Raw genomic sequence first — 24,511 nt, forward strand, 5'->3', positions numbered from 1 at the left:
CTCGGTTGAGGATGTTCGCGGTGGGGCGGGCGGTCAGGAGGAGTGGAAGGGCAGCCCGGCGTCGGCGACCAGGTCGAGGTCGGCGCTGTCGTCGGGCACGGCCAGCGACGCGGTGCCGTCGGTGACCGGGACGATGCCCAGCTCCAGCAGTTCGGCCATGGCGGCGCCGCCGGCCAGGTCGCGGACCTGCAACTGGTAGCGGGCGGTGGTGCGGTAGGTGCCGCCGGCCTCGTCGCCGGTGCGTTGCAGGAAGCCGGAGTCGACCAGGAAGGCCACCGCCTTGCCGACGATGCCGGTGGTGGAGTTGGTCAGCCGGCGGGCGTCCTTGGTGGCCCCGGTGGCGCTGCGCCGGGCCCACACCCGCCAGGCGGCCTCCAGGCCGGGGGCGTCGCTGGCCGGGTCGGTGTTCTCGCCCTGCTCCTGGGCGCGTTCCTCCAGCCGGCGGCAGGCCTGGCGGACGAAGGCGTCCACCCCGTTGACGGTGATGCGGCCGATGTAGCCGTCGTCGGCGAGGTCGGCGGGGCGCGGGAAGGCCATCGCGGCGACCGCGAGGTGGGCCAGGCCGTGCAGGAAGCGGTCGGTGGAGTCGGCGGCGGCGCGCCGGGAGTAGTCGCCCATGCGGACCGCGAAGACCGAGTCCTCGGCGGCGGCGACCGCCATCCCGGCGCGCGGCGAGACCTCCAGGACGATCAGGCCGAGGCCGGCCGCGACGGCGTCGGCGAGCCGGGCGAACGCCGGATCCTCCCGGTGCCGCCGCAGCAGCGCGGCGTACTCGGCGTCGCGGGACGGCGGCAGCTTGGGCTGGAGCCCGAAGGAGACCAGCCGGGCGGCGTCGGCGGCGTCGGCCGGGGTGACCGGGCGCGCGGACGGCTCGTCGCGCACCGGTGCGTCGTCGTGGCCGCCGTGGTCGTCGGCGGCGTCGGTGCCCCACGCGGGCCGCGGCGCTCCCTGGGCGTACTCGGGCGCGTCGTCGTCGGTCACGGGCGGGGCTCCTGGTTCTCCACGGGGTCGGGGTGGTCGGGGTTGCGTCCGGCCGCCATGCCGGCGGCGTCCAGCAGGGCGGCTCCGACGATGAGGTCGGCGCCGCCGAATTCGGGGTCGTCCAGCTCGGTGCCGTCGTCCACCGCGAACAGCAGCCGGCGCTCGCCCTGGCGGTAGGCGGTGCCCACCGGCGGGCTGGCGGCGTGCACGGCCAACAGGGCGACCAGGTAGGGCAGTTCGGGGTCACCGCGGCGGCGGGCCTCGGCGAGCAGGCCGGAGAGCCGGCGGGGTGCGTCGTGGGGCAGGTCGAGCAGGTCGAGGGCGGCTTCGAGCTGTTCCTCGGTGAAGCGGCTGTCCTCGGGGGTGGCGATCAGGTCGGGCTCGGGCAGTTCGGCGCCGAGGTGTTCGCGTTCCAGCGGCGGGGTGAGGAGCACGTCCACCAGGTCGCCGAGGCGGACCGCGAGGGGGTTGCGCAGCCCGGTGGCGCGGGCGAAGTAGACGTCGGTGACCCGGCCGGCCCGTTCCACCGGCTCCGGCAGCAGCGGGGCGAGGAGTTGGCCGTACAGGTCGAGGCCGGCCCGGGCGGGGGGCGTGGCGAACGCCTGGCGGTCCTGCTCGGCGCGGAAGAGCGGGCCGGCCTCCAGCAGTCGGGCCTGGAGCTGGGTGTGGCGGCGGATGCAGTCCTTGACGATGTCGACGAGTTCGGCGGCGCGGCGTTTGCGGGCCGGTTCCTCGGTCTCGTCGCGGGCCTTGCGGATGTTGGTGAGGATGGCGTTCTCGTGCCGGTAGCGGTCGGCGACGTGGTCGAGGGCCTCGTCGATCAGGTCGGGTACGGTGCGCAGCCAGTCGACGGCGCGGACGTCGCGGCGGGTGGCCTCCAGGGCGCGGCGCAGCGATTCGGCGTACTGCACGGTGCGGTAGCGGGCCTGTTCGGCGGCGAGCTGGGCGTCGGCGAGCCGGCCGCGGCTGATCAGCACCTCCAGCTTGACCTCGGCGGCGATCTGGGCGCTGGTGACGTCGGTGTCCAACGCGCCGACCAGGACGTTGACCGCCTCGTCGGTGGTGCGCAGGTAGACGGTGCCGCCGGGGCCGGGGACCTCTTCGACGAGCTTGAAGTCGTAGTCGCGGCGCAGGTAGGCGCCGTCGGGGCCGAAGGTGCCGTAGACGGCGCGGAATCCGCGGTCGACGCTGCCGACGTTGATCAGGTTCTCCAGCACCCAGCGGGCCACCCGCTCGTGCTCGGCGGCCGGGCGGCCGGGGGCCTGGGCGGCGACGCGCGGCAACAGGCGCTGGATCACCTGCTCGTGGTCGGCCCCGGTGTCGAAGTCCATGTGCAAGGTGACCAGGTCGATCGCGGCGAGCGCGATCTCGGTCATGGTGTACGTGGAGAACTCGCCGGCCAGGTTGGCCTTGCGGACGTCCAGGTCGTGCAGGGGTGCGGTGCAGGCCAGCGCCTTGAGCCGACGGGCCAGGCCCTCGTCGGCGGCGGGTCCGGGCGCGGGGTTGCGCGGGACTCCGTAGGTGTGGTGCGGCGTGGTCTCCGCGGTGGACGCAGTCACGACGGACAGATTAGGCGCTCCCACCGACAACGTTCGAAACGGCGCGGACGGGCCGTCCACGGTGCCCCGCCGCCACCTTATCCCACCGAGGTATCCGCAGGTGGCGGGGGTGGTCGGGGCGGCCGGGGTCAGCGGTCGGCGGGCGGTCCGTATCCGCCGCCGCCCGGGGTGCGGACGACGAGGACGTCGCCGGGGCGGGCGGTGGTGACGGTGACGCCGGGAAGGGGTTCGACGGTGCCGTCGGCGCGTTCCATCGCGTTCTCGCCGAGCGCGCCGGGGCAGCCGCCGGCCATGCCGTAGGGCGGGACGCGGCGGTGGCCGGTGAGCAGCGCGACCGTCATCGGCTCCAGGAAGCGGATGCGGCGCACCACCCCGCAGCCGCCGTGCCAGCGTCCGCGTCCGCCGCTGGCGCGGCGCACCGAGAACTCCTCGACGCGCACCGGGTAGCGCGACTCCAGCACCTCGGGGTCGGTCAGCCGGGAGTTGGTCATGTGGGTCTGCACCGCGTCGGCGCCGTGGAAGCCGTCACCGGCGCCGGATCCGGAGGCCACGGTCTCGTAGTACTGCACCCGGTCGTCGCCGAAGGCCACGTTGTTCATGGTGCCCGACCCTTCCGCCTGCGTCCCGAGCGCGGCGTACAGGGCGCCGGTGACCGCCTGGGAGGTCTCCACGTTGCCGGCCACGGTGGCGGCGGGGTGGCGCGGGGCGAGCATGCAGCCTTCCGGGACGCGCACCGAAAGCGGGCGCAGGCAGCCGCCGTTGAGCGGGATGTCCTCCTCGATCAGGGTGCGGAAGACGTAGAGCACGGCGGCGAGCACCACGGAGGTCGGCGCGTTGGTGTTGTCCGGGCGCTGCGGCGAGGTGCCGGTGAAGTCGAGGACGGCGTGCCGGCGCCGCCGGTCGACGCGGACGGCGACCTGGATGACGGCTCCGCCGTCGGTGACGTAGCGGGCGGAGCCGTCGTGGAGGGCGGCGATGACGCGGCGCACCGACTCCTCGGCGTTGTCCTGGACGTGGCGCATGTAGGACTCGACCACGTCCAGGCCGAACTGGTCGATGACGCCGCGCAGTTCGCGGATGCCCTGCTCGTTGGCGGCGATCTGGGCGCGCAGGTCGGCGAGGTTGGCGTCGGGGGCGCGGGAGGGGTGGGGGCCGCGGGTGAGCAGGGCTCGGGTCTCCGCCTCGCGCAGCCGTCCGTCGCGGACCAGCGGCCAGTTGTCGAAGAGCACGCCCTCTTCGTGGATGTCGCGGCTGAGGGCGGGCATGGAGCCGGGTGAGACACCGCCGATCTCGGCGTGGTGGCCGCGTGAGGCGACCAGGAACAGCAGCCGTTCGCCGCGGTCGTCGAAGACCGGGGTGACCACGGTGATGTCGGGCAGGTGGGTGCCGCCGTGGTACGGGTCGTTGACGGCGTGGACGTCCCCGGGGCGCAGGGTCCCGGCGTTCCGGCGCAGCACCTCCTTGATCGTCTCGCCCATCGAGCCGAGGTGGACGGGGATGTGCGGGGCGTTGGCGACGAGGTTGCCGCCGGGGTCGAACAGGGCGCAGGAGAAGTCGAGGCGTTCCTTGATGTTGACCGAGTGGGCGGTGTTCTCCAGGGTCACCCCCATCTGCTCGGCGACCGCCATGAACAGGCTGTTGAAGACCTCCAGCCGCACCGGGTCGGCGCCGGTGCCCGCGTCGGCGGCGGCCGGCCGGGGCCGGGTACGGGTGAGCACCAGATGGCCCTCGGGGCGGACCACGGCCCGCCAGCCGGGGTCGACGACGGTGGTGGCGTCGGCCTCGGCGACGATGGCGGGGCCGGTGACGGTGTCGCCGGGGCGCAGCGCGTCGCGTCGGTACAGCGGGACGTCCCGCACGCGGTCCTCGGTGTACATCGGGACGGTGGCGGCCGGGTCCGCCGGACGGGACGGGGGCGGCGCGGGGCCGGGCGGGGCGGGCCCGGGCTCGGCTGCGCCGACCGAGCCGACCGCCTCCACCGAGACCGTCCCGGCGATCAGCGGGCGGTCCATGGTGAAGGAGTAGCGGGCACGATGGGCGCGGGCGAACTCCTCGGCCATCCCGGCCGCGTCGCCGAGGGCGACCGGGATCGCGGAGTCGGTGCCGGCGTAGCGCAGGTGGACCCGGGCGGTGGTGGTGACGGTGGCGCCGGGTACGCCGTCGGCGAGGAGGTCGTCCCGGGCGCGTTCGGCGAGAGCGGCGCAGGCGTCCCGGACCGCGGGGAGGGCGTCGTCGGTGAGCGCGGTCTCCACCGAGCGCTCGCGCAGCGCGGTGGCCTCGGCCACGCCGATGCCGTAGGCGGAGAGCACGCCGGCCAGGGGCGGGACGACGACGGTGCCGATGCCGAGCGCGTCGGCCACCGCGCAGGCGTGCTGGCCGCCGGCGCCGCCGAACGCGGCGAGGGCGTAACGGGTGACGTCGTGGCCGCGCCGTACGGAGATCTTCTTGACGGCGTTGGCCATGTTGAGCACGGCGATGCCGAGGAAGCCGGCCGCCACCTGTTCGGGGCCGCGGTCGTCGCCGGTGGCCTCGGCGGCGCGGGCGGCCAGTTCGGTGAAGCGCCGCCGTACGGTGGCCGCGTCCAGCGGCTGGTCGCCGCCGGGGCCGAAGACGGCGGGGAAGTGCGCGGGCTGGACGCGGCCGAGCATGACGTTGGCGTCGGTGACGGTCAGCGGGCCGCCGCGGCGGTAGCAGGCGGGGCCGGGATCGGCGCCGGCCGAGTCGGGGCCGACCCGGTAGCGGCGCCCGTCGAAGTGGAGCACCGAGCCGCCGCCGGCCGCCACGGTGTGGATGTTCATCATCGGCGCCGTCATCCGCACCCCGGCCACCTCGGTGTGCAGGGTCCGTTCGAACTCCCCGGCGTAGTGGGAGACGTCGGTGGAGGTGCCGCCCATGTCGAAGCCGATGACGCGGTGGTGGCCGGCCCGTTCGCAGCTGCGGGCCATCCCGACCACCCCGCCGGCCGGGCCGGAGAGCACGGCGTCCTTGCCGCGGAACCGGGCGGCCTGCCGCAGCCCGCCGTTGGACTGCATGAACAGCAGCCGTACGCCCGGCAGTTCGGCGGCGATGCCGGCCACGTAGCGGTGCAGCACCGGGGAGAGGTAGGCGTCCACCACCGTGGTGTCGCCGCGCGGCACGAGCTTGATCAGCGGGCTGACCTCGTGGGAGCAGCTGACCTGGGAGAAGCCGACGCGGGCCGCGAGCTCGCCGAGGGCGCGTTCGGGTCCGGGACAGCGGTAGCCGTGCAGCAGGACCACCGCCGCGCTGCGCAGGCCGTCGCGGTGGGCGGCGCGCAGTGCCTCCTCGGCGGCGGCGAGGTCGAGCGGACGGATCTCGCGGCCGTCCGCGCCGATCCGGCCGGGGACCTCGATCACCCGCTCGTAGAGCGCCTCGGGGAGGACGATGCGGCGGTCGAAGAGGCGCGGCCGGTTCTGGTAGGCGATCCGCAGCGCGTCCCGGAAGCCCTCGGTGACCACCAGGACGGTGGGTTCACCGGTGCGTTCCAGCAGCGCGTTGGTGGCCACGGTGGTGCCCATCTTGACGACCGCGACACGCCGCGCCGGCACCGGCTCGCCCGGCGCCACCCCCAGCAACCGCCGGATCCCCGCCACGGCGGCGTCCTGCCCTCGCCCGGGATCCGCGGAGAGCAACTTGGCCGTGACCACCCGCCCGTCCGGCCGCCTGCCCACCACATCGGTGAACGTGCCGCCCCGGTCGACCCAGAACTCCCACCGCCCGGCCACGATGCCATTCTCCCAACGGCACGGCAGCGGTGCGCGGCGGCGGTTTCACCGGGCGCCTCGTGAGCGGTCAGCCGGTCAGGCCCCGGCCGGGGTTGAGGCGGCCTCGGACGGCGGTGAGGACCTCGGCCTCCTCGGCCGGGTCGGCGGCGAGGCGGCGGAGCTGGGCGAGGACGCGGACGTCGCCGGTGGCGGCGTGGCGGGCGGCGAGCTCGCGGGTGGACTCCTCGCAGTCCCAGAGGCATTCGACGGCGAACCCCTTGGCGAAGGCGGGGTCGACGGCGACCAGGGCGCGGGCGGCCCGGCCGCGCAGGTGGGAGGAGGCGGTCTCGCGGTAGATGTGGCGGACGACGGGCGCGGCGCAGGCGATGGCCAGGCGGCCGACGCCGTCGACGAGGACGTCGAGGCCGGGGGCGTCGGCGCCGGCGGTGCGCACGGCGCGGCGCAGCGCGGCGAGGACGGCGGGGGCGTCCGTACGGCCGCCGAGGTCGGCGAGCATCCGGGCGGCGGCGGCGCCGAGTTCGTCCTCCCGGCCGGCCCAGCGGCGGGCCTGGTCGAGGGCGGCGGCGCCGCGCATCCGGGCGAAGGACTCCAGGGCCGCCCCGGAGACCACCGGGGAGGGCGCGGCGGCGGCGGCCTCGATCAGGGCGAGGGCGTCGGGGTCCTGGCGGGCGGTGAGGTGGCGCAGGGCCGCGGCGCGGGCGCCTTCCGGGCCGCCGCGGGCCGCCTCCAGCAGCGCCGGACGGTCCTCGGGGCCGGCCACGGCGGCCAGGCAGCGGGCGGCGGGGGCGTCGCGGTGCTGCACCGGCCAGCCGTCGTACCCCTGCTGGGCCCAGCGCAGCACGTCGGTGACGCTCCAGCCGGGGGCGGGGCCGGTCGGGCGGAGCTGGCGCTGCCAGCGGTCGAAGGAGCGCTGTTCCTCGGCGGCGCGCACCCGTTCGCCGTGCACCGGGTCCTCGGCCCACAACCGCCACGGCCGCGGTTCGTACGCCTCGCGCATGGCGCGGGCGAGCGCGGCGTCGCCCTCGGGACCGGCCGGGAAGCGGCCGAGGACGGCGGGGGCGAGGGCGCGCAGCGAGGCGTCGTCGTCGTGCAGTGCCAGTTCGTCCAGGGCCCACTCCCAGTTGGCGCCCTCGGCCGCGTAGCGGCGCAGCAGGTGGAGGGCGTCCTTGCGGCCGTAGCCGGCCAGGTGGCCGAGGACGGACAGGGCGAGCCCGGTGCGCTGCTCGTCGGTGTCGAGCAGGTCGTCGGGGTGGAAGAGATGGTGTTCGATCCCGCCGAGCCCGCCCTCCAGCTCGGAGTACAGGCGCGCGTAGTACAGCGAGCGCGACTCGACCTGCCAGTCGCGGCGCGGATCGCGCACGACGCACTGCTCCAGGGCGGCCAGGGCCTCGGCCCGGTCCTCCGCGAGGGCGTGCAGGGTCCCGTCTCCGCGTCCTCGCTGCAGGAGGCCGAGAAGGGTACCGCTGGGCGCTATGTCTGGGTCGAACATGAATCAATCCTCACTGGCGGCAGGCGGTGCCGACAAACGAAAATCCACAGGTCGCTCGTGGTGGGGCCGAGCTGGGGCCCCGCCTACCTCGGTATTCGTCCGGTTGGTCCGCGCATCGGGTCCTGACCGTTCCGCACTGCTCGCTCCGCACATCTCGGGGGAAGATCCAGCCATCGGCGGCCCTGACGGCCTCGCGGAGCGCGCACCCCCACCGCGCGCCCCGGTTCGCCACCGTCCGGCATCACCTGCCCAGATCGGGTCGTCGTGAATCCAGCCTCATGATGACCCACGTACCGGGCGACGGCCACGGTATTTGGCCGTACCGGCCGGGTTCCACCCAGGGCCCCGGGCAGGCACCGGCCACGGCCACTGGAATATGCCAGAAGCACCACCAGATCGGGTATCGCGGAACCCCTTACAGACGATCGCTCTGTGTGCAACAGTCGTCACTGGCCCATATGCCGCCGCGCGCCCGCATCTGAGCACGCACGTAGAGCCACGCATGGAGACAGTGATGCCGTCCCACCTGCATGCGGACCATTCCGCCTCGCCCTCCCCGGATCCCGGTGCGGTGGACGCGCTCATCTCGCAGGCCCGCTCGCTGCGCGGCCAGGTCGACGCGGTACGCAGGGGGGCCCCGGAGGAGGACGACCCGCGCGGACGCTGGCAGCGCGCCCTGTACGACCTGGCCGTGCACCACCTCGACGACCTCGGCGCTCACCTCGACCGGCTCAAGCAGCAGCTGCACGAGGAGGCCGCCCCGCAGCCGGGCACCGCCTACCCGCCGCTCCCCCGGGCCGACGGCGACGGCGCGCAGGCCCTGGACGACGCCCCGCACCCCCCGGCCGCCGACGTCCCCTCCTGCCCGGCCGGCAGCGCCGAGTGGAACCTGCTCACCGACGGCGTCACCTGGTCCGACGAGGTCTACCGGATCTTCGGCCGGGCCCCCGCCGACGGCCCGCTCACCCTGGACGAACTCCCCTCCTGGCTGCTCCCGGAGGACCAGCGGCTGCTGACCGAGATGGTCACCGCCTGCCTGGTCGACGGCAAACCGATCGACGGCGAGGTGCGCATCCGCCGCCCGGACGGCTCGGTCCGCACCATCCACCTCACCGGCGAGCCGGTCCTCGACGACGAGGGCGCCACCGCCTCGCTGTGGGCCGTACTGCGCGACGTGAGCGAACTGCGCCGCAGCCAGCAGCGGTTGCGCGAGCGTGAGGAAACCCTGTGGCGCCGGGAGCAGGCCGCCCAGGCCGAGCGCCGGCTCACCGTGGAGTTCCAGGAGACCGTGCTGCCGCCCGGACGCGGTCCCCTGCGGCTGCCGCCCGGCCAGGACGGCCCCGGGCTCGACGTGGCCGCCCACTACCTGCCCAGCGCCACCGGCGCCCTCATCGGCGGCGACTGGTACGACGCCCTCCATCTGCCGGACGGCGCCACGCTGCTCACCGTCGGCGACCTGACCGGCCACGGGGTCGCCGCCACCTCCGGCATGGCGATGCTGCTCGGCGCGCTGCGCGGCATGGCGGTCGCCGGCCTCGCCCCGGGCCCGTTGCTCGCCCGCCTCAACGACCTGCTCGACCGCTCCCCCCAGCCGGTCCTCGGCAGCGCGCTGTGCTGCCGTTACGATGCCGAACGCCGGCTGCTCACCTGGGCGCAGGCCGGCCACCCCGCCCCGCTGCTCTTCCGCGACGGGACGGGGCGCAGGCTGACGCCACCGGACGGCATGCTGCTCGGCGCCACCACGGAGGCCGGGTACGGCGAGGCCACCGAGGCCCTGCGCACCGGTGACCTGCTGGTGCTGCACACCGACGGGCTGCTGCCACGGCCGGCGGCGGCCACCGAGGACGGCCACGGCACACCACGCGAACTGCTCGCGCTGGCACCGTACTTCGCCCAGGGGCACGACGCCCGCAGCTGCGTCCGCGCCATCGTGGAGGAGGTGGGGGCACCACGGCGTGACGACGACGCCTGTGTGCTCGTCGCCCGGATCGGGTGACCTCCGGGGCGGGCCCCCTCACACCTCCGCCGTCGTCTGCCTCTTCGGCAGCGCCGCCCGGATCTCCTCCCGCAGGTTGCGGATCGTGCCGTGCTCGGCGTAGCGGCCGGTGAGCCGGTACATCTCACGGAGCCGGTCCCAGGTGCGGTGGGAGGAGGTCTGGCCGATGCTCAGCAGCGCCAACCGGGCGTAGCGGTCGGCTTGTTCGGGGTCGTCGGCGATGAAGCAGGCCGAGGCCATGGAGATGTAGTCGAAGATCTTGGACCGGTCGCGCCCCGCGCAGCGCAGTTCGAGGGCGCGGCGGGCGTGGTGCTGGGCCGGGACCGCCGCCGCCGGGTCGTGGTCGGCCAGCGTGCGGTAGGCCAGCGCCTGCATGCCGTGCAGGTCGGCCTCGTCGAACATCTGCATCCAGCTCGGCGGCGGTACGTCACCGCGGTCGGAGACGAAGAGGTCCTCCGCCTGTCCCAGGGTGCGGCGCATCGCCTGGCCCCGGCCCATGGACGCCTGGGCCCAGGCCTCGATGGTCAGCAGCATGGCCCGGGTCCGCGGCAGCGCCTCCTCGCCGGATCCGGAGTGGGCCAGGCGCATCAGGTCCAACGCGTCGTCGGGGCGGCCGAGATGGACCATCTGCCGGGCGGCCCGGGAGAGCGCCTCGCCGGCCCGCGGACGGTCGCCGCCCTCCCGCGCGGCGTGGGCGGCGATCACGAAGTACTTCTGGGCGGTGGGTTCCAGCCCCACGTCGTGGGACATCCACCCGGCGAGCACCGCCAGGTTGGCCGCCACCCCCCACAACCGCCGCTGGAGGTGGGGCGGATGGTGGAAGGAGAGCATGCCGCCCACCTCGTTGAGCTGGCCCACCACCGCCTTGCGCTGGAGTCCGCCGCCCCGGGAGGCGTCCCAGGCGCGGAAGACGTCCACGGAGTGTTCCAGCGCCTCGATCTCCGCGGAGCCCACCGGTGCCGCCTCGTAGCGGTCGTAGCCGGCGGCGGTGACACCGGCCGGCTTCCCGGAGCGCAGGGGGTTGTCGAAGACGGGGGCGTCGGCGGCGAGTGCGGGGTCGGAGTGCAACCAGTCGTACATGGCGCCGCTGAGAGCGGAGCCGGCGGTGAGCGCGGCGCCCGCGCCCACCAGACCGCGTCGGTTGAGCATGAGGTCCATTCCCGTGAATTCGGTGAGGACCGCGGCGGTTCGCTCCGGTGGCCAGGGCAGGTCGTCGCCGGTTCGCTTCCCTCCCGCGCGCCGGTGCCGGTCGAACCCGAGATCCTCGATGGTCACGACACGGCCGAGACGCTCGGTGAACAGGGTCGCCAGCACCTTCGGCACCGGCTCGCGCGGGGTCTCGCCGGTCTCGATCCAACGGCGCACCCGGGAGGTGTCGGTGGACAGTTGCGGATGGCCCATGGCCGCCGCCTGCCTGTTGACCATCCTCGCGAGTTCGCCCTTGGACCAGCCGGTGAGACCGAACAGGTCGGCGAGTCGGGTGTTGGCTTCCTTGGTCACGTCAAGCCCCCAGGTTCCTCGGCACGGTCGACAGTAATGGCCGGTCCAACCGGGTGCGAGCATTCGCCAGGGTTCGCCAGGGTCCGCCAGATGGTCTGCCACCCGCCCGCCGGTGTGATGTAGGAACGCGCCATCCCGCCCCCGCACCGGACGGCATGCCGCCGGATCCCGGTCCGGTGGCCGCATTCCCCAGGGTGCGGTCGCCGGTCCCGGAACCGGCGGCCCCCGGCGGCGCGGGGGTGGCGACGGCATGGCGGACGTCCGCGCCACCCCGCGGTGGCGCGAGCGCCCGTCGTACCGGCCAGCAGCAGTCACGGCACCGGGCGGAAGCGCTCCCGGCAACCGTCCGGCGGCCCCCGCCGACGCCACGCCAGAAGCAGCCACCGGCACACGAAGGGATCTGTCAGCACCCCATGTACTCAGCATCGTCCTCCGTGTCCGTCCGAACCCGCCCCGCCGTGCCGGGGGGGACGGGTCTCGCCGCCCGGCCGCGGCCCGGCACCGCCGAGCCGTTCCTCGACCCCGTGCAGGCGGCAGCCGCCGGCCGGTTCCCGGGACGGCCGCGGGGGGTGCCGATGGGGGCGCCGCACCCGCTCAGCGGCCGGCTCGACCTGTCCGGGCCGCAGGGCGCGCAGGTGCGTACCGCGGTCACCGCGGTCCAGCGGATCTGCCCGGAGTTCGCCCCGGCCCAGGTGCTGCGCCGGGGCAGCCGCGCGGTGCTGCTGGTCGGCACGGCGGGGCGGACGCCCGCGGTGGCCAAGTGCCTGGTGGACCAGTCGCCGGCCTGGGTCGACCGCTTCCAGCAGGAAATAACGGCATACCGGGCGTTCGTCCGGCACCGTCCGCCGGTCCGGGTGCCCCGGCTGATCGCGGCCGACCCGGACAGCCGCGTCCTGGTGCTGGAACGGGTGCCCGGCCGGGTCGTGGCGGTGCAGCGCCATCCGTCGGAGGCGCCGCCCCGGGCGGACGCGCGGGCGGCGCTGGGGGCGTTCCACCGGATCAATCAATGGCAGCCGCCCGCCGGGGTGTTCGACGCCCCGGTCGACTACGCGCGGCGCATCTCGCGCTACCACGAACTCGGTCTGCTCACCGACCGCGACCTGGGCGACCTGGAGAAGCTGCTGCGCGGACTCGCCCATGTGCAGGGGCAGTTCTGCCACGGGGACGCGCTGCTGAGCGGCGTGCTGCTGTCGCCCACCGGTCCGGTGCTGGTCGACTGGGAGCACGCCGGCTGGTATCTGCCCGGGTACGACCTGGCGATGCTGTGGACGGCGCTGGGCGAGGACCCGGTGACGCGGCGGCAGATCAGCCAGCTGGCCCAGGCCGGCGGCACCCTGGTGCGTGACTCCTTCCTGGTGAATTTGATGCTGGTCGTGACCCGGGAGATCAGGACCTTGGAGTCCGCTGTGCAACGGTCGATGCACAGCAGCGCACCCGTCGGCCAAGCAGCCGCCGAGGCCGGCGAGGAACAGCGGCTGCTGCTGCGCCGCCTGCACGACGACTGCGGGATGGCGCGGCGTGCGGTTCGCGCGGCGGTCGGCACCCGCTGATCGTTCCCAGCCCGTACGGAACGCCGGTCGGGACCGCCACCGGTTCAGTCCACTGACGCGCCGCAGGCCCGAACGCCCGTGCCGGGAAACCCTCCCGGCACGGGCGTAGCCGTGCGTTCCGGGGGTCTTCGCCGTGGTGTCGGCGGTGGTTGACGGATCGTCGTGGGGCCGGTACCTCTGAGGTCCCGGTACCGGCCCGCACGTCTGATCCCGCAGCACGCGTCGCGTCATCACGTCACACGGAGGCCGCTTTGCGAGGACCCCTGCCCCACCCCGTCAGACCTGGCCGGCGGTCCGCGTCGCGGGCGGTCATGGCCGCGGTGGCCGCCGCCGCGCTGCTGCCGGTGTTCGTCGGCGCCGCCCCGGCCGGGGCCGGCCAGGCGGACACCGGCTCGCTGCAACGGGCGTTCACCACCGCCGCCCGCCACTACCACGTCCCGGTGAGCGTGCTGCTGGGCGTGTCCTACCTGGAGTCGCGGTGGGACGGCCACGCCGGGCGGCCCAGCGTCACCGGCGGCTACGGCCCGATGCACCTGACCGACGCCCGTACCGCGCTCGCCGGGTCGGGGCGGCGGGCGGGCGGTGACGCGCTGGGCGATCCGCGCGGGGACACCTCACGTCCGCTGCGGACCCCCGCGGCGGTGCCGTTGCCGGCCGAGCGCGCGTTGCCCGCCTCGTTGCGCACCGCCGAGCGGGCCGCCGCGCTGACCGGGTTGCCGCGGGCGGCGCTGCGGGAGAACGCGGCGGACAACGTGGCCGGCGGGGCCGCGCTGCTGGCCGCCGCGCAGCGGGCGACGGGCCGGCCGCCGAGCGCCGACCCCGGGCAGTGGTTCGGCGCCGTGGCGCGTTACTCGGGGGCCGACGACGCGGCCACCGCGACCGACTTCGCCGACGACGTCTTCCAGGTGATCCACGACGGCGCGGCCCGCACCACCGACAGCGGCCAGCGGGTCGCCCTGGCCGCCGACGCCTCGGTCCGGCCGCGCACCACGCAGGTACGGGCGCTGGGGCTGCGCGCCCCGCGTACCGAGCGGACCGAGTGCCCGCGCCGGGTGGCCTGCGAGTGGGTCCCCGCGCCCTACCAGCAGTACGGGCCGGGCAACGGCGACTACGGCAACCACGACCTGGCCGACCGGCCCAAGGACTCCTCGGTCGACTACATCGTCATCCACGACACCGAGGGCACCTGGGACACCACGCTCAAGCTGGTGCAGGACCCCAAGTACCTGGGGTGGCACTACACCGTGCGCTCCTCGGACGGGCACGTCGCCGAGCACATGGCCACCAAGGACGTGGGCTGGCACGCGGGCAACTGGTACGTCAACGCCAAGTCGATCGGCATCGAGCACGAGGGCTTCCTCGCCGACCCGGACGCCTGGTACACCGAGGCGATGTACCGCGCCTCGGCCCGGCTGGTGCGTTATCTGGCGGCCCGGTACGACATCCCGCTGGACCGCCAGCACATCCTGGGCCACGACAACGTGCCGGGGACGACACCGGCCACGGTGGCCGGGATGCACACCGACCCGGGGCCGTACTGGGACTGGGCGCACTACTTCGAGCTGCTGGGGGCGCCGTTCCACGCCACCGCCGGACGCCACGGCGGCCTGGTCACCATCGACCCGTCCTACCAGGACAACCAGCCCGTCTACACCGACTGCGCCGGGGCGGGCACGGCGTGCGCGCCGCACGGTTCGGAGGCGGTACGGCTGCACACCGCGCCGAGTGAGGACGCGCCGCTGGTGAGGGACGTGGGGCTGCACGGCAGCGGGGAGAGCACCACGGGGGTCAATGACACCGGGGCGCGCGCCTCCACCGGGCAGCGGTTCGCGGTGGCGGACCGGCGGGGCGACTGGGTGGCCGTGTGGTACCTGGGGCAGAAGGCGTGGTTCCACGACCCGGCCGGCCGGCGCACCGCGGTCGACTCCCGCGGCTGGGTGGTGACGCCCAAGCCGGGTGCGGCCTCGGTGCCGGTGTACGGGCGGGCCTATCCGGAGGCGACGGCCTACCCGTCCGGCGTGCCGGTGCAGTCGCTGACCCCGCTGCAGTACACGTTCGGGGCGGGCCAGTCCTACGCGGTGGGCGGGCGCACCCCGGGTGAGTACTTCTACTCGCAGAACTTCGACCGCTCGGGGCAGACCTGGGTGCGGGGCAGGACGCTCTACTACGAGATCCAGTTCGGCCACCGGGTGGCCTATGTGAAGGCGGACGACGTGGTGGTGCGCCCCTCGCGGGGGTGAGGCCGGCGTTCGTGGTGCGGGGCCGGGTGCCGGTGCGGCGCCCGGCCTCAGCCCTGCTGGAACATCTCCGCGGGCAGCGGCTTGAGCAGCTGGTAGAGGTCGTCGGTGATCGGCCGGTCCCAGGTGGCGATGGTGACCTGCACGCCGTCGCTGCGGTCGAACTGGGCGCAGGCGACGCGTTCCTCGGAGACCTTGATGCGGCGCACGATGAGCAGGCTGTCGCCGTGCATCACCGGGGTGTCCTCGCGGGAGACCTCGTGCACCGGCTCCTCGTTGCCGAGGGCGGCGAGGAGCTGGGCGACCTCGAAGGGGACCTGGCCGTCCTCCAGCTCCCGGGCCGGGGAGCCCGCCGGGAGGTTGCCGATCAGCATGGCCGGACCGCGCCCGCCAAAGAGGTCGTAGCGCAGGAAGATCCCCTGGCAGCTGCCGTCGGGGCCGGGCAGGAGCCCCGCTCCGAGGTTGCCGGGCCAGTCGCCGGGGTCCATGGCGAGGACGTCGAAGTCCGGCCCGGTCGGCGTGGCGGAGCTGCGGCGGCGGAGGAAGGACATGCCGACATCGTACGTGGCCGTGGCGCCCCCGCGCGGCGCCCCCCGGGACCGGTGGCCGGGGGGCGCGGGGCCCGGGGTCAGGCCGCCGGGTAGGTGCGGCCGGCGAAGCGGCGGGCGAAGCCGTCGCCGGTGTCGGCGGTGACGGTGTAGTCGTAGGAGCCGTCGGTGGCGACGCCGAGGGTGAGCGTCTTCGATCCGCCTGCCGGGACGGTGGCGGTGGTGGCCGTGGTGCCGCCGATGGTGTAGGTGATGGCCGCGGCGCCGCCGTTGGTCAGGGTGAGGGTGAGCTGCTGCGGGGTGGCCGGGGCGATGGTGACGGCGGCCTCGGGGTGGCCCTTGGTGGTGGACGACCAGGTGCGGACGTCGCCCTGGAAGCCGCGCAGGTAGCCGTCGGGGCCGTGCAGGTCGATGTCGTACAGGCCGCCGCCGTAGGTCAGGGGGCTGAAGTAGTCCTGGAAGGAGCCGCCGACGGGGGCGGTGTAGCGCCAGTTGGCGTAGGCGCGGTGGTTGACGGTGTAGATGGCGAAGCCGGCACCGAGGGTGCCGGTGTTGGTGACCTTGATCCACAGCCGGCCGGTGCCGGTGTCGGTCCAGGAGGTGGTGTCGAAGCCGTAGCCGATGCGGCGGGCCGGGCGGGTGCCGGGTTCCTGGACGGGGGCGGGTGAGGTGGCGGGCGGGTTGGCGGCCGGCAGGGAGTTCTCCTGGTCGCAGGCGGCCACCAGGGCCTTGGTGTCCGGGAGCGCGGGGAAGGTGGTGTTGGCGGTGGTGAAGTCGAAGGCGCTCATCAGGTCGCCGCAGACGGTGCGCCGCCAGGCGGAGATGTTGGGTTCCCTGACCCCGGTCCAGTTCTCCAGGAAACGCAGCACGGAGGTATGGTCGGCGACCTCGGAGTTGACGTAACCGCCGCGGCTCCAGGGCGAGATGACGATCATCGGGACGCGGGGGCCGAGGCCGATGGGGGCGCCGCCGATGAACTCGTCGGGGGTGCCGGACGGGGGCACCGGGGGTGCGACGTGGTCGAAGAAGCCGTCGTTCTCGTCGAAGTTGAGGAAGACGACGGTCTTGGCCCACACCTCGGGGTTGGCGGCGAGCGACTGGAGCACGTAGCTGGCGGTGTAGTCGGCGCCGTAGGCGGGCGGGTAGGCGGGGTGCTCGCTCTGGTTGGTGGGGGCCACCACCCAGCTGACGGCGGACAGGGTGTTGTTCCGGACGTCGTCGTTGAAGGCGTCCGCGGAGCGCCGCTGCATCCCGTTGACGTACAGCGAGGAGGTGGTGGGGGCGTTCTTGAACTGCTGGAACCAGGCGAGCGGGTTGTCGTCGTAGTTGTCCTGCTGCTGGTACACGCGCCAGGTGAGGCCGGCCGCCTCCAGGCGTTCGGCGTAGGTGGTCCAGCTGTAGCCGGCCTCGGAGTTGTCGGTGACCGGGCCGCCGGCGGTGCCGTTGGGGTCGATCCAGCCGGTCCACTGGTAGAGCCGGTTGGGGTTGGTGGGGCCCTGGACGGAGCAGAAGTACTGGTCGCACAGGGTGAACGCCTCGGCGAGGGCGTACTGGAAGGGTATGTCGGCGCGCTGGTAGTACCCCATGGTCCAGGCGGACTTGGCGGGTATCCAGTTGTTGTAGTTGCCGCCGTTCCAGGCGTTGTGGGTGCCGGACCAGCCGTGGTCGAGGTCGCGGACGCGCTGGGCGTTGGTGGTGGCGGTGTCCAGGTGCCAGGGGAGCAGGACGCTGCCGCCCGAGGGGCCCAGGGTGGTCTGGTGGAGCACGTCGGAGCCGCCCGGGAAACGCAGCCGCGAGCGGTCGCCGAACCCCCGGACGCCCTTGAGGGTGCCGAAGTAGTGGTCGAACGAGCGGTTCTCCTGCATGAAGATCACGACATGCTCGACCGAGTCGAGCGTACCGCCGGCCGGGGCGGCGGCCATCGCCTGCTGGATCGAGGCCGGCAGGGCACCGAGAGCGGCGGCGGCCGAGGTTCCGGCCGCCGCGCCCAGGAATCCACGACGTGACAGGGGCGTCAACGCGGCTCCTTCGTTGGACGTGTTGGGGACGCGGCGATTGAAGGGGCCGGACGCGACCGCCGCGTCAACGTCAGCACATCGTGGCGTGGACAGTTGCTGCACACAAGGTGTCGTGCACACCACAAAGAAACCGCTTTCCGTCATGCCGCCACTGGACGCACGTCGCGCGGAGACGAACCGTTGTCCGGCGCGGGCGGCCGGTCCCGCTCGAGGACCCCGCCCGGCGTCCAGCGCGGTCCCGCGGGGGTTGTCGAGGCGGGCCCCGGCCAGGGAGAGCACGCCGCCGATGGTGGCACGCGCGTTTGGCCTCTCCGTGCCGGTGACCGCGCGCTCCAGGGGACGCACGGGTTCTCGGCGTCCAGGCCGGGCGGGCGGCAGCCGGGCAGGCGGATCAGCGGTGCGGTGGCGTGGGTCAGGGCGACCGGCACGTCCAGCAGGCAGGCCGTGAGCGGCAATCAGCGGGTCAGCGTGGCGCCTTGGAGGTCGGGCGAGCCGGTGACCCCGCGCCCGCCACGCGGAGCGGGGCCCGGCCACCGGCGTCCGTGAGCAGCGGGGCAACGAGCTCGGCCCATATCGTCCGCTCCGGTGACCACGCGGCGCCGTGGCCCGGATCGTCCGGGGCCACCCGCCACTCGGCCGCCGTCAGATCGTCGGCGGTCGGCATCGTCCCCCAGGCGTCGGACGGGTGAGCCTGGTGCCACGGCGCGGGACGCTCCGCCGACGATTCTGACGTAGCGTCAGATGAGGGGAACGGAAGTCCACTCAGGTCAGGTCGAACTCCCCGTCGCGGGCGCCGAGGACGAAGGCCCGCCACTCGGCGGGGGTGAAGATCAGCGCGGGGCCCTCGGGGTTGCGGCCGTCGCGCATCGCGATGTACCCCTCGACGAAGGCGATCTGAACGTCTCCCGAGCCCTGACTGCTGGAGAGCCACTCCGCTCCGGTCAGGTCGAGCTTGGGCTTCTTCTGGTCCGCCACGGGCTGCCCGATGGTGCTTTCGGCCACGTCCGTTACTCCTCCCGGGTTGTCGTCCGCGCCCAGCCTAGCGATCCGGGGCGGTGGCGCACAGGGCGTCCGGAAACCCCGCCGGATACCGGTGGGACGGTCAGGAATCCGGCCGCTCGGAACCCACCAGCCACATCGCGAAGAACTGCGAGCCGCCGCCGTAGGCGTGGCCGAGCGCCCGCCGGGCCCCGTCCACCTGGTGTTCCCCGGCGAGCCCGCGCACCTGGAGGGCGGCCTCGGCGAAACGCAGCATGCCGGAGGCGCCGATGGGGTTGGTGGAGAGCACCCCGCCGGAAGGGTTGACCGGCAGGTCGCCGTCGAGCGCGGTGGCCCGGGACTCGGTGAGCCGCCACCCCTCCCCCTCGGCGGCGAACCCCAGGTTCTCCAGCCACATCGGCTCGTACCAGGAGAACGGCACGTACAGCTCGGCCACGTCGATCTCGCGGCGCGGGTCGGTGATGCCGGCCTGCCGGTAGACCTCGGCGGCGCAGTCCCGGCCGGCCCGTGGCGAGACGTAGTCCTTGCCGGCGAACATGGTGGGTTCGCTGCGCATGGCGCGGCCGTGCACCCAGGCGGGCGGGTGCGGGGCGCGGCGGGCGCCGACGGCGTCGGTGAGCACCATGGCGCAGGCACCGTCGGAGGAGGGGCAGGTCTCGGAGTAGCGGATGGGGTCCCACAACATCGGCGAGGCCAGCACCCGTTCCAGGGTCAGGTCGTCCTCGTGCAGGTGGGCGTAGGGGTTCTTGAGGGCGTTGCGGCGGTCCTTGTAGGCGACGAGGGCGCCGACGTCCTCGGGGGCGCCGCTGCGCCGCAGGTAGGCGCGGACGTGCGGGGCGAAGAAGCCGCCGGCGCCGGCGAGCAACGGCTGCTGGAACGGGATGGGCAGCGAGAGCCCCCACATGGCGTTGGATTCCGACTGTTTTTCGAAGGCGACGGTGAGCACCGTGCGGTGGACGCGGGCGGCCACCAGGTCGGCGGCGACCAGCGCGGTGGAGCCGCCCACCGAGCCCGCGGTGTGCACCCGCATCATGGGCTTGCCCACCGCGCCGAGCGCCTCGGCGAGGTACAGCTCGGGCATCATCACGCCCTCGAAGAAGTCGGGCGCCTTGCCGATGACGACGGCGTCGACGTCGGGCCAGTCGAGCCGGGCGTCGGCCAGCGCGCGTCCGGCGGCCTCGCGGACGAGCCCGGCGAGGGAGACGTCGCGGCGGGCGGCGGCGTGCTTGGTCTGGCCGATGCCGATCACGGCCACCGGTTCGTCAGCCATGGTCGGCTCCCTCCAGGACGGCCACCAGGTTCTGCTGGAGGCACGGGCCCGATGTGGCGTGCGCCAGCGCCCGGTCGGCGGCGCCGGTGTGGATGCGGGCGGCGGCCTCGCCGATCCGGATCAGCCCGGCGGCCATCACGGGGTTGGCCGCCAGCGCCCCGCCCGAGGGGTTGACGGTGACGTCGTCGGTGAGGCGCAGCGCGTCGCGCAGGACGACCTCCTGGGCGGTGAACGGGGCGTGCAGCTCGGCGAGTTGGACCGGTGCGGTGAAGGAACCGGCGCGTTCGGCGGCGAGCCGGGTGGACGGGGAGGTGGTCAGGTCGCGCAGGCCGAGGGCGTGGGCCTCGATGCGGTGGTCGATGCCGCGGATCCAGGCCGGGCGGGCGCACAGCCGCCGTGCCGTGTCGCCGGCCGCGAGGACCACGGCGGCGGCGCCGTCGCTGATCGGCGGGCAGTCGTGGCGGCGCAGCGGGCGCACCACGTAGTCGGTGTCGGTGCGGTCGTCGGTGAGCTGGGCGTGCGGGTTGGCGCGGGCCGCGGTGCGGTTGCGGGCGGCGATGGCGGCGAGCCGCTTCTCGTCGGTGGCCCCGGCGTCGATGAGCGCCTGGGCCTGGAGCGCGGCGAGGGAGACGGAGTCGGGCCACAGCGGGGCGAGGCAGTAGGGGTCGAGCTGGCGGGTGAGGACGTCGCGCAGCCGGCCCGGGGAGGACTTGCCCCAGGCGTAGACCAGGGCGGTCTCGGCGCGTCCGGTGCGCAGCTTGACCCACGCCTCGTACAGCGCCCAGGCGCCGTCCATCTCGACGTGCGACTCGGCGATCGGCGGCCAGGCGCCCACCCCGTCCAGCGCCATGGTGAAGGAGAAGGCGCGGCCGGCCAGGTAGTCGCTCGACCCGGAGCAGGTGAAGTCGATGCGCGCCGTGGTGAGCCCCACCTGGCCGAGGGCGTCGTGGAGCACCGGCAGCACCATCTCGACCTCGGAGGACTCCGCGGAGTCGCGGACGTGCGCGCTCTGCGCGAAGGCGACCACGGCGACCTCGGTCACAGCAGCTCCTTGTAGGTGTCGTAGTCGGCGTCGGGTTCGCCGGTGGGCCGGTAGTGGTCGGGGTAGCGGCCGTCCCGCGTCCACACCGCCTCCACCCGCAGCCCCATGCGCACCTGGTCGTAGGGGATGCCCGCGATGCGGCCGTGCAGGGCCAGGTCGGCGCCGTCCAGGGCGATGTGCGCGTAGACGTAGGGCACCTCGATGTCGGCGCCGCGGGCCTTGATGTTGACCACGCAGAAGGTGGTGACGGTGCCGCGCGGGCCGGTCGGGACCTGTTCGGTGGTGGCCACCCCGCAGGTGGGGCAGGCGCCGCGGGGCGGTACGTAGACCTTGCGGCAGGCGGGGCAGCGTTCGCCGAGGATGCGGTGGTCGGCGAGGGCGGTCAGGTAGCGGGTCTGGGCGCGGCCGGGTGAGTAGGTGTAGTCGAGGCGGGCGGGGGCGGTGATGCCGGTGACCGGGTCGGTGAAGTCCGCGTCGTGCGGGGCGCCGAAGTCGCCGGGCGGCCCCTGGTACGGCTCGAAGCAGGCGATGTCGGTGATGGCGCCGTGGCGTTCGGCGGCCCAGCGCACCCGTACCCGCAGGCCGGTGCGGACGGCTTCGGGGCCGGGTGCGTCGAGCGCGTGGAGCAGGGCGGTGTCGGCGCCGTCGAGGCGGACCAGGGCCCAGGCGAAGGGGTGGTCCAGGGGTTGCGCGGGCCCGGGGCGCGGGTTCCACGCCCAGGTGGTGACGGTGCCGGTGGGGGCGACCTCGACGAGGTGGTCGAGTGCGGCGCCGGTGGCCGGGTCGTACTCGGCCGGCGGCACCAGGACGCGGCCGTCGGCGGCGCGCGCCCCGAGGACGACGCGTTCCCGCAGTCCGGTGAGGAAGGCGCCCAGCACCGGGCCGAGGGACCGGGTGAACGGGAACTCCACCACCAGCGGGGCGGTGAGGACGTGGGGCATGGGTCTCCTCCCAGGGCCGGGCGGACGGCGTGCGGGTCAGGCGCGGCGGAAGACGGGCGGGCGCTTCTCGGCGAAGGCACGGCTGCCTTCCTTGGCGTCGTCGGTGGCGAACACCGGCCAGCCGCGGTCGAGTTCGGCCTTGAGTCCGTCGGCCTCGGTGAGGCCGGCGGTCTCGTAGACGCTGGCCTTGACCGCCTCGACGGCGAGCGGGCCGTTGGCGTTGATCAGCTCGGCGGTCTCCAGCGCCTTCTCCAGTGCGGTGCCGTCCGGGACGACGTGGCCGATCAGGCCGATGCGGGCGGCTTCCTCGGCCGGGTAGGGGCGCCCGGTGAGCAGCATCTCCAGGGCGTGGGTGCGGGGGATCTGGCGGGGCAGGCGCACGGTGGAGCCGCCGATCGGGAACAGGCCGCGGCGCACCTCGTACAGGCCGAAGACCGCGCCGCGGCCGGCGATGCGGATGTCGGTGCCCTGGAGGATCTCGGTGCCGCCGGCCACGCAGTGGCCTTCGACGGCGGCGATGACGGGTTTGCGCGGCCGGTGGTGGCGCAGCATCGCCTTCCAGTGCAGATCGGGGTCGGCGGCGAGGCGGTCGCGGTAGCGGTCGTCGCCGGCGCCCTGGCCGGCGAGTGTCTTGAGGTCCATGCCGGAGCAGAAGGTGCCGCCGGCGCCGGTGAGGACGACGGAGCGTACGGTGTCGTCCTCGTCGGCGGCGAGCCAGCCGTCGTGGAGGCCGACCAGCATCGGCAGGGACAGGGCGTTCTTCGCCTCGGGGCGGTTGAGGGTGAGCACGAGCGTCGCGCCGACGCGCTCCACCGTGAGGTGTTCGGTGCCGGCCATGGCATCCCTTCCTGGGCGCTGCTGGGCGCTGATCCGGACCAGGGTGGCGGAGGCGGCAGGGGAGTTCAAGAGACTTTCTGACTTACCGTCAGATTTTTTCGGCGCCGCCCCTTCCCACTCCCGGCGCCCGGCGCTCTAATGGCCCTCGCCCAGTGGTTGCCCGGTCAGTGGCCCGGTCTGGAGGCACCGTGGAGTACAACCTCGCCGACCTCTTCGAATCCGTCGTGGACGTGGTGCCCGACCGCGAGGCCCTGGTGTACGCGGACCACCCCGGCACCGGCGCGGAACGCCGGCTCACCTACGCGGAGCTGGACGCCGCCGCCAACCGGCTCGCCCACCACCTGGCCGGCCAGGGCGTCGCCCCCGGTGACCACGTGGGCCTCCACCTGTACAACGGCGTGGAGTACCTCCAGACGACGCTGGCCTGCCTGAAGATCCGCGCGGTGCCGGTCAACGTCAACTACCGCTACGTGGAGGACGAGTTGGCGCACCTGTACCGGGACGCCGACCTGGTGGCGCTGGTGTACGACGCGGAGTTCGCCGACCGGGTGGCCACCGCCGCCGCGCGGGCGCCCCGGCTGCGTCACCGTCTGCGGGTCGGCGGTACCGGGCCGGAGGCGGTGTCGTTCGCCGACGCGGAGGCGCAGGGGTCGCCCGGGCGTGACTTCGCGCCGCGTTCCGCCGACGACCAGTTGGTGATCTACACCGGCGGCACCACCGGGCTGCCCAAGGGCGTGATGTGGCGCTCGGAGGACCTGTTCTTCGCCGGGCTCGGCGGCGGGGCGCCCACCGGGATCCCGGTCTCCCGCCCCGAGGAGCTGGCCGAGCGGGTGGCGGCGGGCGGCGAGGGGCTGGTCTTCTTCCCGGCGCCGCCGTTGATGCACGGCACCGCCACGCTCACCGCCTTCATCGCCTTCTTCTTCGGCCAGAAGGTGGTGCTGCACCGCCGGTACGCGCCCGAGGAGGTGCTGCGCACCGTGGAGCGGGAGCGGGTCACCTCGCTGGCGCTGGTGGGCGACGCGATGCTGCGCCCGCTGGCGGACGCGCTGGCCGGACCGCTGAAGGGCACCGACTGCTCGTCGCTGCTGAGCCTGTCCAGCTCCGGCGCGGTGCTCTCGCGCACCGTCCGCGAGCAGTTCCAAACGCTGGTGCCGCAGGTGCTGATCCTCAACAACTTCGGCTCGTCCGAGTCGGGCTTCAACGGCACGGCGACCGACGAATCCGGGGCCGGCGAGGGGTTCCGGCTGCGGGTCAACTCCCGCACCGCTGTGGTCGATCCGGTCACTCACCGGCCGGTGGCGCCGGGGGTGCCGGGGCGGCTGGCGCAGCGCGGCCATGTGCCGCTGGGGTACTACAACGACCCGGTCAAGACCGCCGAGACGTTCTTGACCGACGCGGCGGGCGAGCGCTGGGTGCTCCTCGGCGACATGGCGACGGTGGACGCCGAGGGTGTGGTGACGGTGCTCGGCCGGGGTTCGCAGTGCATCAACACCGGTGGCGAGAAGGTGTTCCCGGAGGAGGTCGAGGAGGTCCTCAAGGCCCATCCGGACGTCTACGACGCGCTGGTGGCCGGGGTGCCGCACGAACGCTGGGGAAGTCAGGTGACGGCGGTGGTGCAGCCCCGCCCCGGCACGGAGGTGACGTTGTGTCAGCTCCAGGAGCACTGCCGGGACCGGCTCGCCGGGTACAAGATCCCCCGGGTCCTGGTGGTCACCGGGCACATCCGGCGCTCCCCCAGCGGCAAGGCCGACTACGGCTGGGCGCGGCAGGTGGCGGCCCGGGCCGCCGGACGCTGAGCCGG

At 74.3% G+C, this 24,511-nt stretch carries 16 protein-coding genes; 4 read left to right on the forward strand and 12 right to left on the reverse strand.

The genetic code is table 11. The features are described 5' to 3' along the window. Positions 1-33: 33 nt before the first annotated feature. From SCATT_RS03345 to SCATT_RS03360, 4 genes are all read right to left on the reverse strand, one after another. Positions 34-981, reverse strand: coding sequence for a hypothetical protein (locus SCATT_RS03345; protein ID WP_014141508.1), 948 nt, complete (start codon positions 979-981; stop codon positions 34-36). After that, positions 978-2,540, reverse strand: a complete 1,563-nt coding sequence (locus SCATT_RS03350; RefSeq protein ID WP_014141509.1) for a hypothetical protein — start codon at positions 2,538-2,540, stop codon at positions 978-980. Before SCATT_RS03350 ends, SCATT_RS03345 begins: the two co-directional genes overlap by 4 nt. A 128-nt stretch (positions 2,541-2,668) precedes the next feature. Continuing rightward, a complete protein-coding gene (locus SCATT_RS03355; protein WP_014141510.1) occupies positions 2,669-6,283 on the reverse strand; it encodes a hydantoinase B/oxoprolinase family protein in 3,615 nt (1,204 codons plus the stop codon). Positions 6,284-6,350: 67 nt separating this feature from the next. Further along, positions 6,351-7,772, reverse strand: a complete 1,422-nt coding sequence (locus tag SCATT_RS03360) for a hypothetical protein (RefSeq protein ID WP_014141511.1) — start codon at positions 7,770-7,772, stop codon at positions 6,351-6,353. Between the two features lie 514 nt (positions 7,773-8,286). Here SCATT_RS03360 and SCATT_RS03365 point away from each other — a divergent pair. Continuing rightward, positions 8,287-9,768: a PP2C family protein-serine/threonine phosphatase gene (locus SCATT_RS03365; protein WP_014141512.1), complete on the forward strand. Its 1,482-nt coding sequence runs from the start codon at positions 8,287-8,289 to the stop codon at positions 9,766-9,768. A gap of 18 nt (positions 9,769-9,786) precedes the next feature. Here the strand turns inward: SCATT_RS03365 and SCATT_RS03370 are convergent, their stop codons facing one another. After that, complete coding sequence (locus tag SCATT_RS03370) at positions 9,787-11,268, reverse strand: DNA-binding protein NsdB (protein WP_014141513.1); 1,482 nt, start codon at positions 11,266-11,268, stop codon at positions 9,787-9,789. A gap of 413 nt (positions 11,269-11,681) precedes the next feature. On the opposite strand from SCATT_RS03370, the gene SCATT_RS03375 reads away from it, so the two are divergent. Both SCATT_RS03375 and SCATT_RS03380 read left to right on the forward strand, forming a co-directional pair. Next, positions 11,682-12,818: an aminoglycoside phosphotransferase family protein gene (locus tag SCATT_RS03375; RefSeq protein WP_041824388.1), complete on the forward strand. Its 1,137-nt coding sequence runs from the start codon at positions 11,682-11,684 to the stop codon at positions 12,816-12,818. Between the two features lie 311 nt (positions 12,819-13,129). After that, entirely contained in the window at positions 13,130-15,058 is a 1,929-nt protein-coding gene (locus SCATT_RS03380) for a peptidoglycan recognition protein family protein (protein WP_014141515.1), read from the forward strand. Between the two features lie 47 nt (positions 15,059-15,105). Here the strand turns inward: SCATT_RS03380 and SCATT_RS03385 are convergent, their stop codons facing one another. The 7 genes from SCATT_RS03385 to SCATT_RS03415 form a co-directional block, all read right to left on the reverse strand. Further along, positions 15,106-15,606, reverse strand: a complete 501-nt coding sequence (locus SCATT_RS03385) for a hypothetical protein (RefSeq protein ID WP_014141516.1) — start codon at positions 15,604-15,606, stop codon at positions 15,106-15,108. 77 nt (positions 15,607-15,683) lie between these two features. After that, positions 15,684-17,621, reverse strand: a complete 1,938-nt coding sequence (locus SCATT_RS03390; protein ID WP_014141517.1) for a phosphocholine-specific phospholipase C — start codon at positions 17,619-17,621, stop codon at positions 15,684-15,686. 762 nt (positions 17,622-18,383) lie between these two features. Beyond that, complete coding sequence (locus SCATT_RS03395) at positions 18,384-18,623, reverse strand: DUF397 domain-containing protein (RefSeq protein WP_014141520.1); 240 nt, start codon at positions 18,621-18,623, stop codon at positions 18,384-18,386. 100 nt (positions 18,624-18,723) lie between these two features. Further along, on the reverse strand, positions 18,724-19,890 hold the full coding sequence (locus SCATT_RS03400; RefSeq protein WP_014141521.1) for a thiolase domain-containing protein: 1,167 nt from the start codon (positions 19,888-19,890) through the stop codon (positions 18,724-18,726). Further along, a complete protein-coding gene (locus tag SCATT_RS03405; protein WP_014141522.1) occupies positions 19,883-20,932 on the reverse strand; it encodes a thiolase domain-containing protein in 1,050 nt (349 codons plus the stop codon). Before SCATT_RS03405 ends, SCATT_RS03400 begins: the two co-directional genes overlap by 8 nt. After that, entirely contained in the window at positions 20,929-21,873 is a 945-nt protein-coding gene (locus tag SCATT_RS03410; RefSeq protein WP_014141523.1) for a Zn-ribbon domain-containing OB-fold protein, read from the reverse strand. The genes SCATT_RS03405 and SCATT_RS03410 overlap by 4 nt, the downstream gene beginning before the upstream one ends. A gap of 36 nt (positions 21,874-21,909) precedes the next feature. Next, positions 21,910-22,710 carry a crotonase/enoyl-CoA hydratase family protein gene (locus tag SCATT_RS03415; protein WP_014141524.1) on the reverse strand — a complete coding sequence of 267 codons (801 nt, stop codon included), beginning with the start codon at positions 22,708-22,710 and terminating at the stop codon, positions 21,910-21,912. Between the two features lie 188 nt (positions 22,711-22,898). Between SCATT_RS03415 and SCATT_RS03420 the strand changes: the two genes are divergently transcribed. Beyond that, positions 22,899-24,506, forward strand: a complete 1,608-nt coding sequence (locus SCATT_RS03420) for an acyl-CoA synthetase (protein ID WP_014141525.1) — start codon at positions 22,899-22,901, stop codon at positions 24,504-24,506. Positions 24,507-24,511: the final 5 nt, after the last annotated feature.

The sequence above is a fragment of the Streptantibioticus cattleyicolor NRRL 8057 = DSM 46488 genome, assembly GCF_000240165.1.
Lineage (GTDB): Bacteria > Actinomycetota > Actinomycetes > Streptomycetales > Streptomycetaceae > Streptantibioticus > Streptantibioticus cattleyicolor.

Excerpts from the sequence above, each read along its gene's own strand:
- SCATT_RS03385 (WP_014141516.1), bottom strand. The coding sequence starts at position 15,606 with ATGTCCTTCCTCCGCCGCCGCAGCTCCGCCACGCCGACCGGGCCGGAC.
- SCATT_RS03365 (WP_014141512.1), top strand. The coding sequence starts at position 8,287 with ATGCCGTCCCACCTGCATGCGGACCATTCCGCCTCGCCCTCCCCGGAT.
- SCATT_RS03400 (WP_014141521.1), bottom strand. The coding sequence starts at position 19,890 with ATGGCTGACGAACCGGTGGCCGTGATCGGCATCGGCCAGACCAAGCAC.
- SCATT_RS03375 (WP_041824388.1), top strand. The coding sequence starts at position 11,682 with ATGTACTCAGCATCGTCCTCCGTGTCCGTCCGAACCCGCCCCGCCGTG.
- SCATT_RS03380 (WP_014141515.1), top strand. The coding sequence starts at position 13,130 with ATGGCCGCGGTGGCCGCCGCCGCGCTGCTGCCGGTGTTCGTCGGCGCC.
- SCATT_RS03360 (WP_014141511.1), bottom strand. The coding sequence starts at position 7,772 with ATGTTCGACCCAGACATAGCGCCCAGCGGTACCCTTCTCGGCCTCCTG.
- SCATT_RS03410 (WP_014141523.1), bottom strand. The coding sequence starts at position 21,873 with ATGCCCCACGTCCTCACCGCCCCGCTGGTGGTGGAGTTCCCGTTCACC.
- SCATT_RS03415 (WP_014141524.1), bottom strand. The coding sequence starts at position 22,710 with ATGGCCGGCACCGAACACCTCACGGTGGAGCGCGTCGGCGCGACGCTC.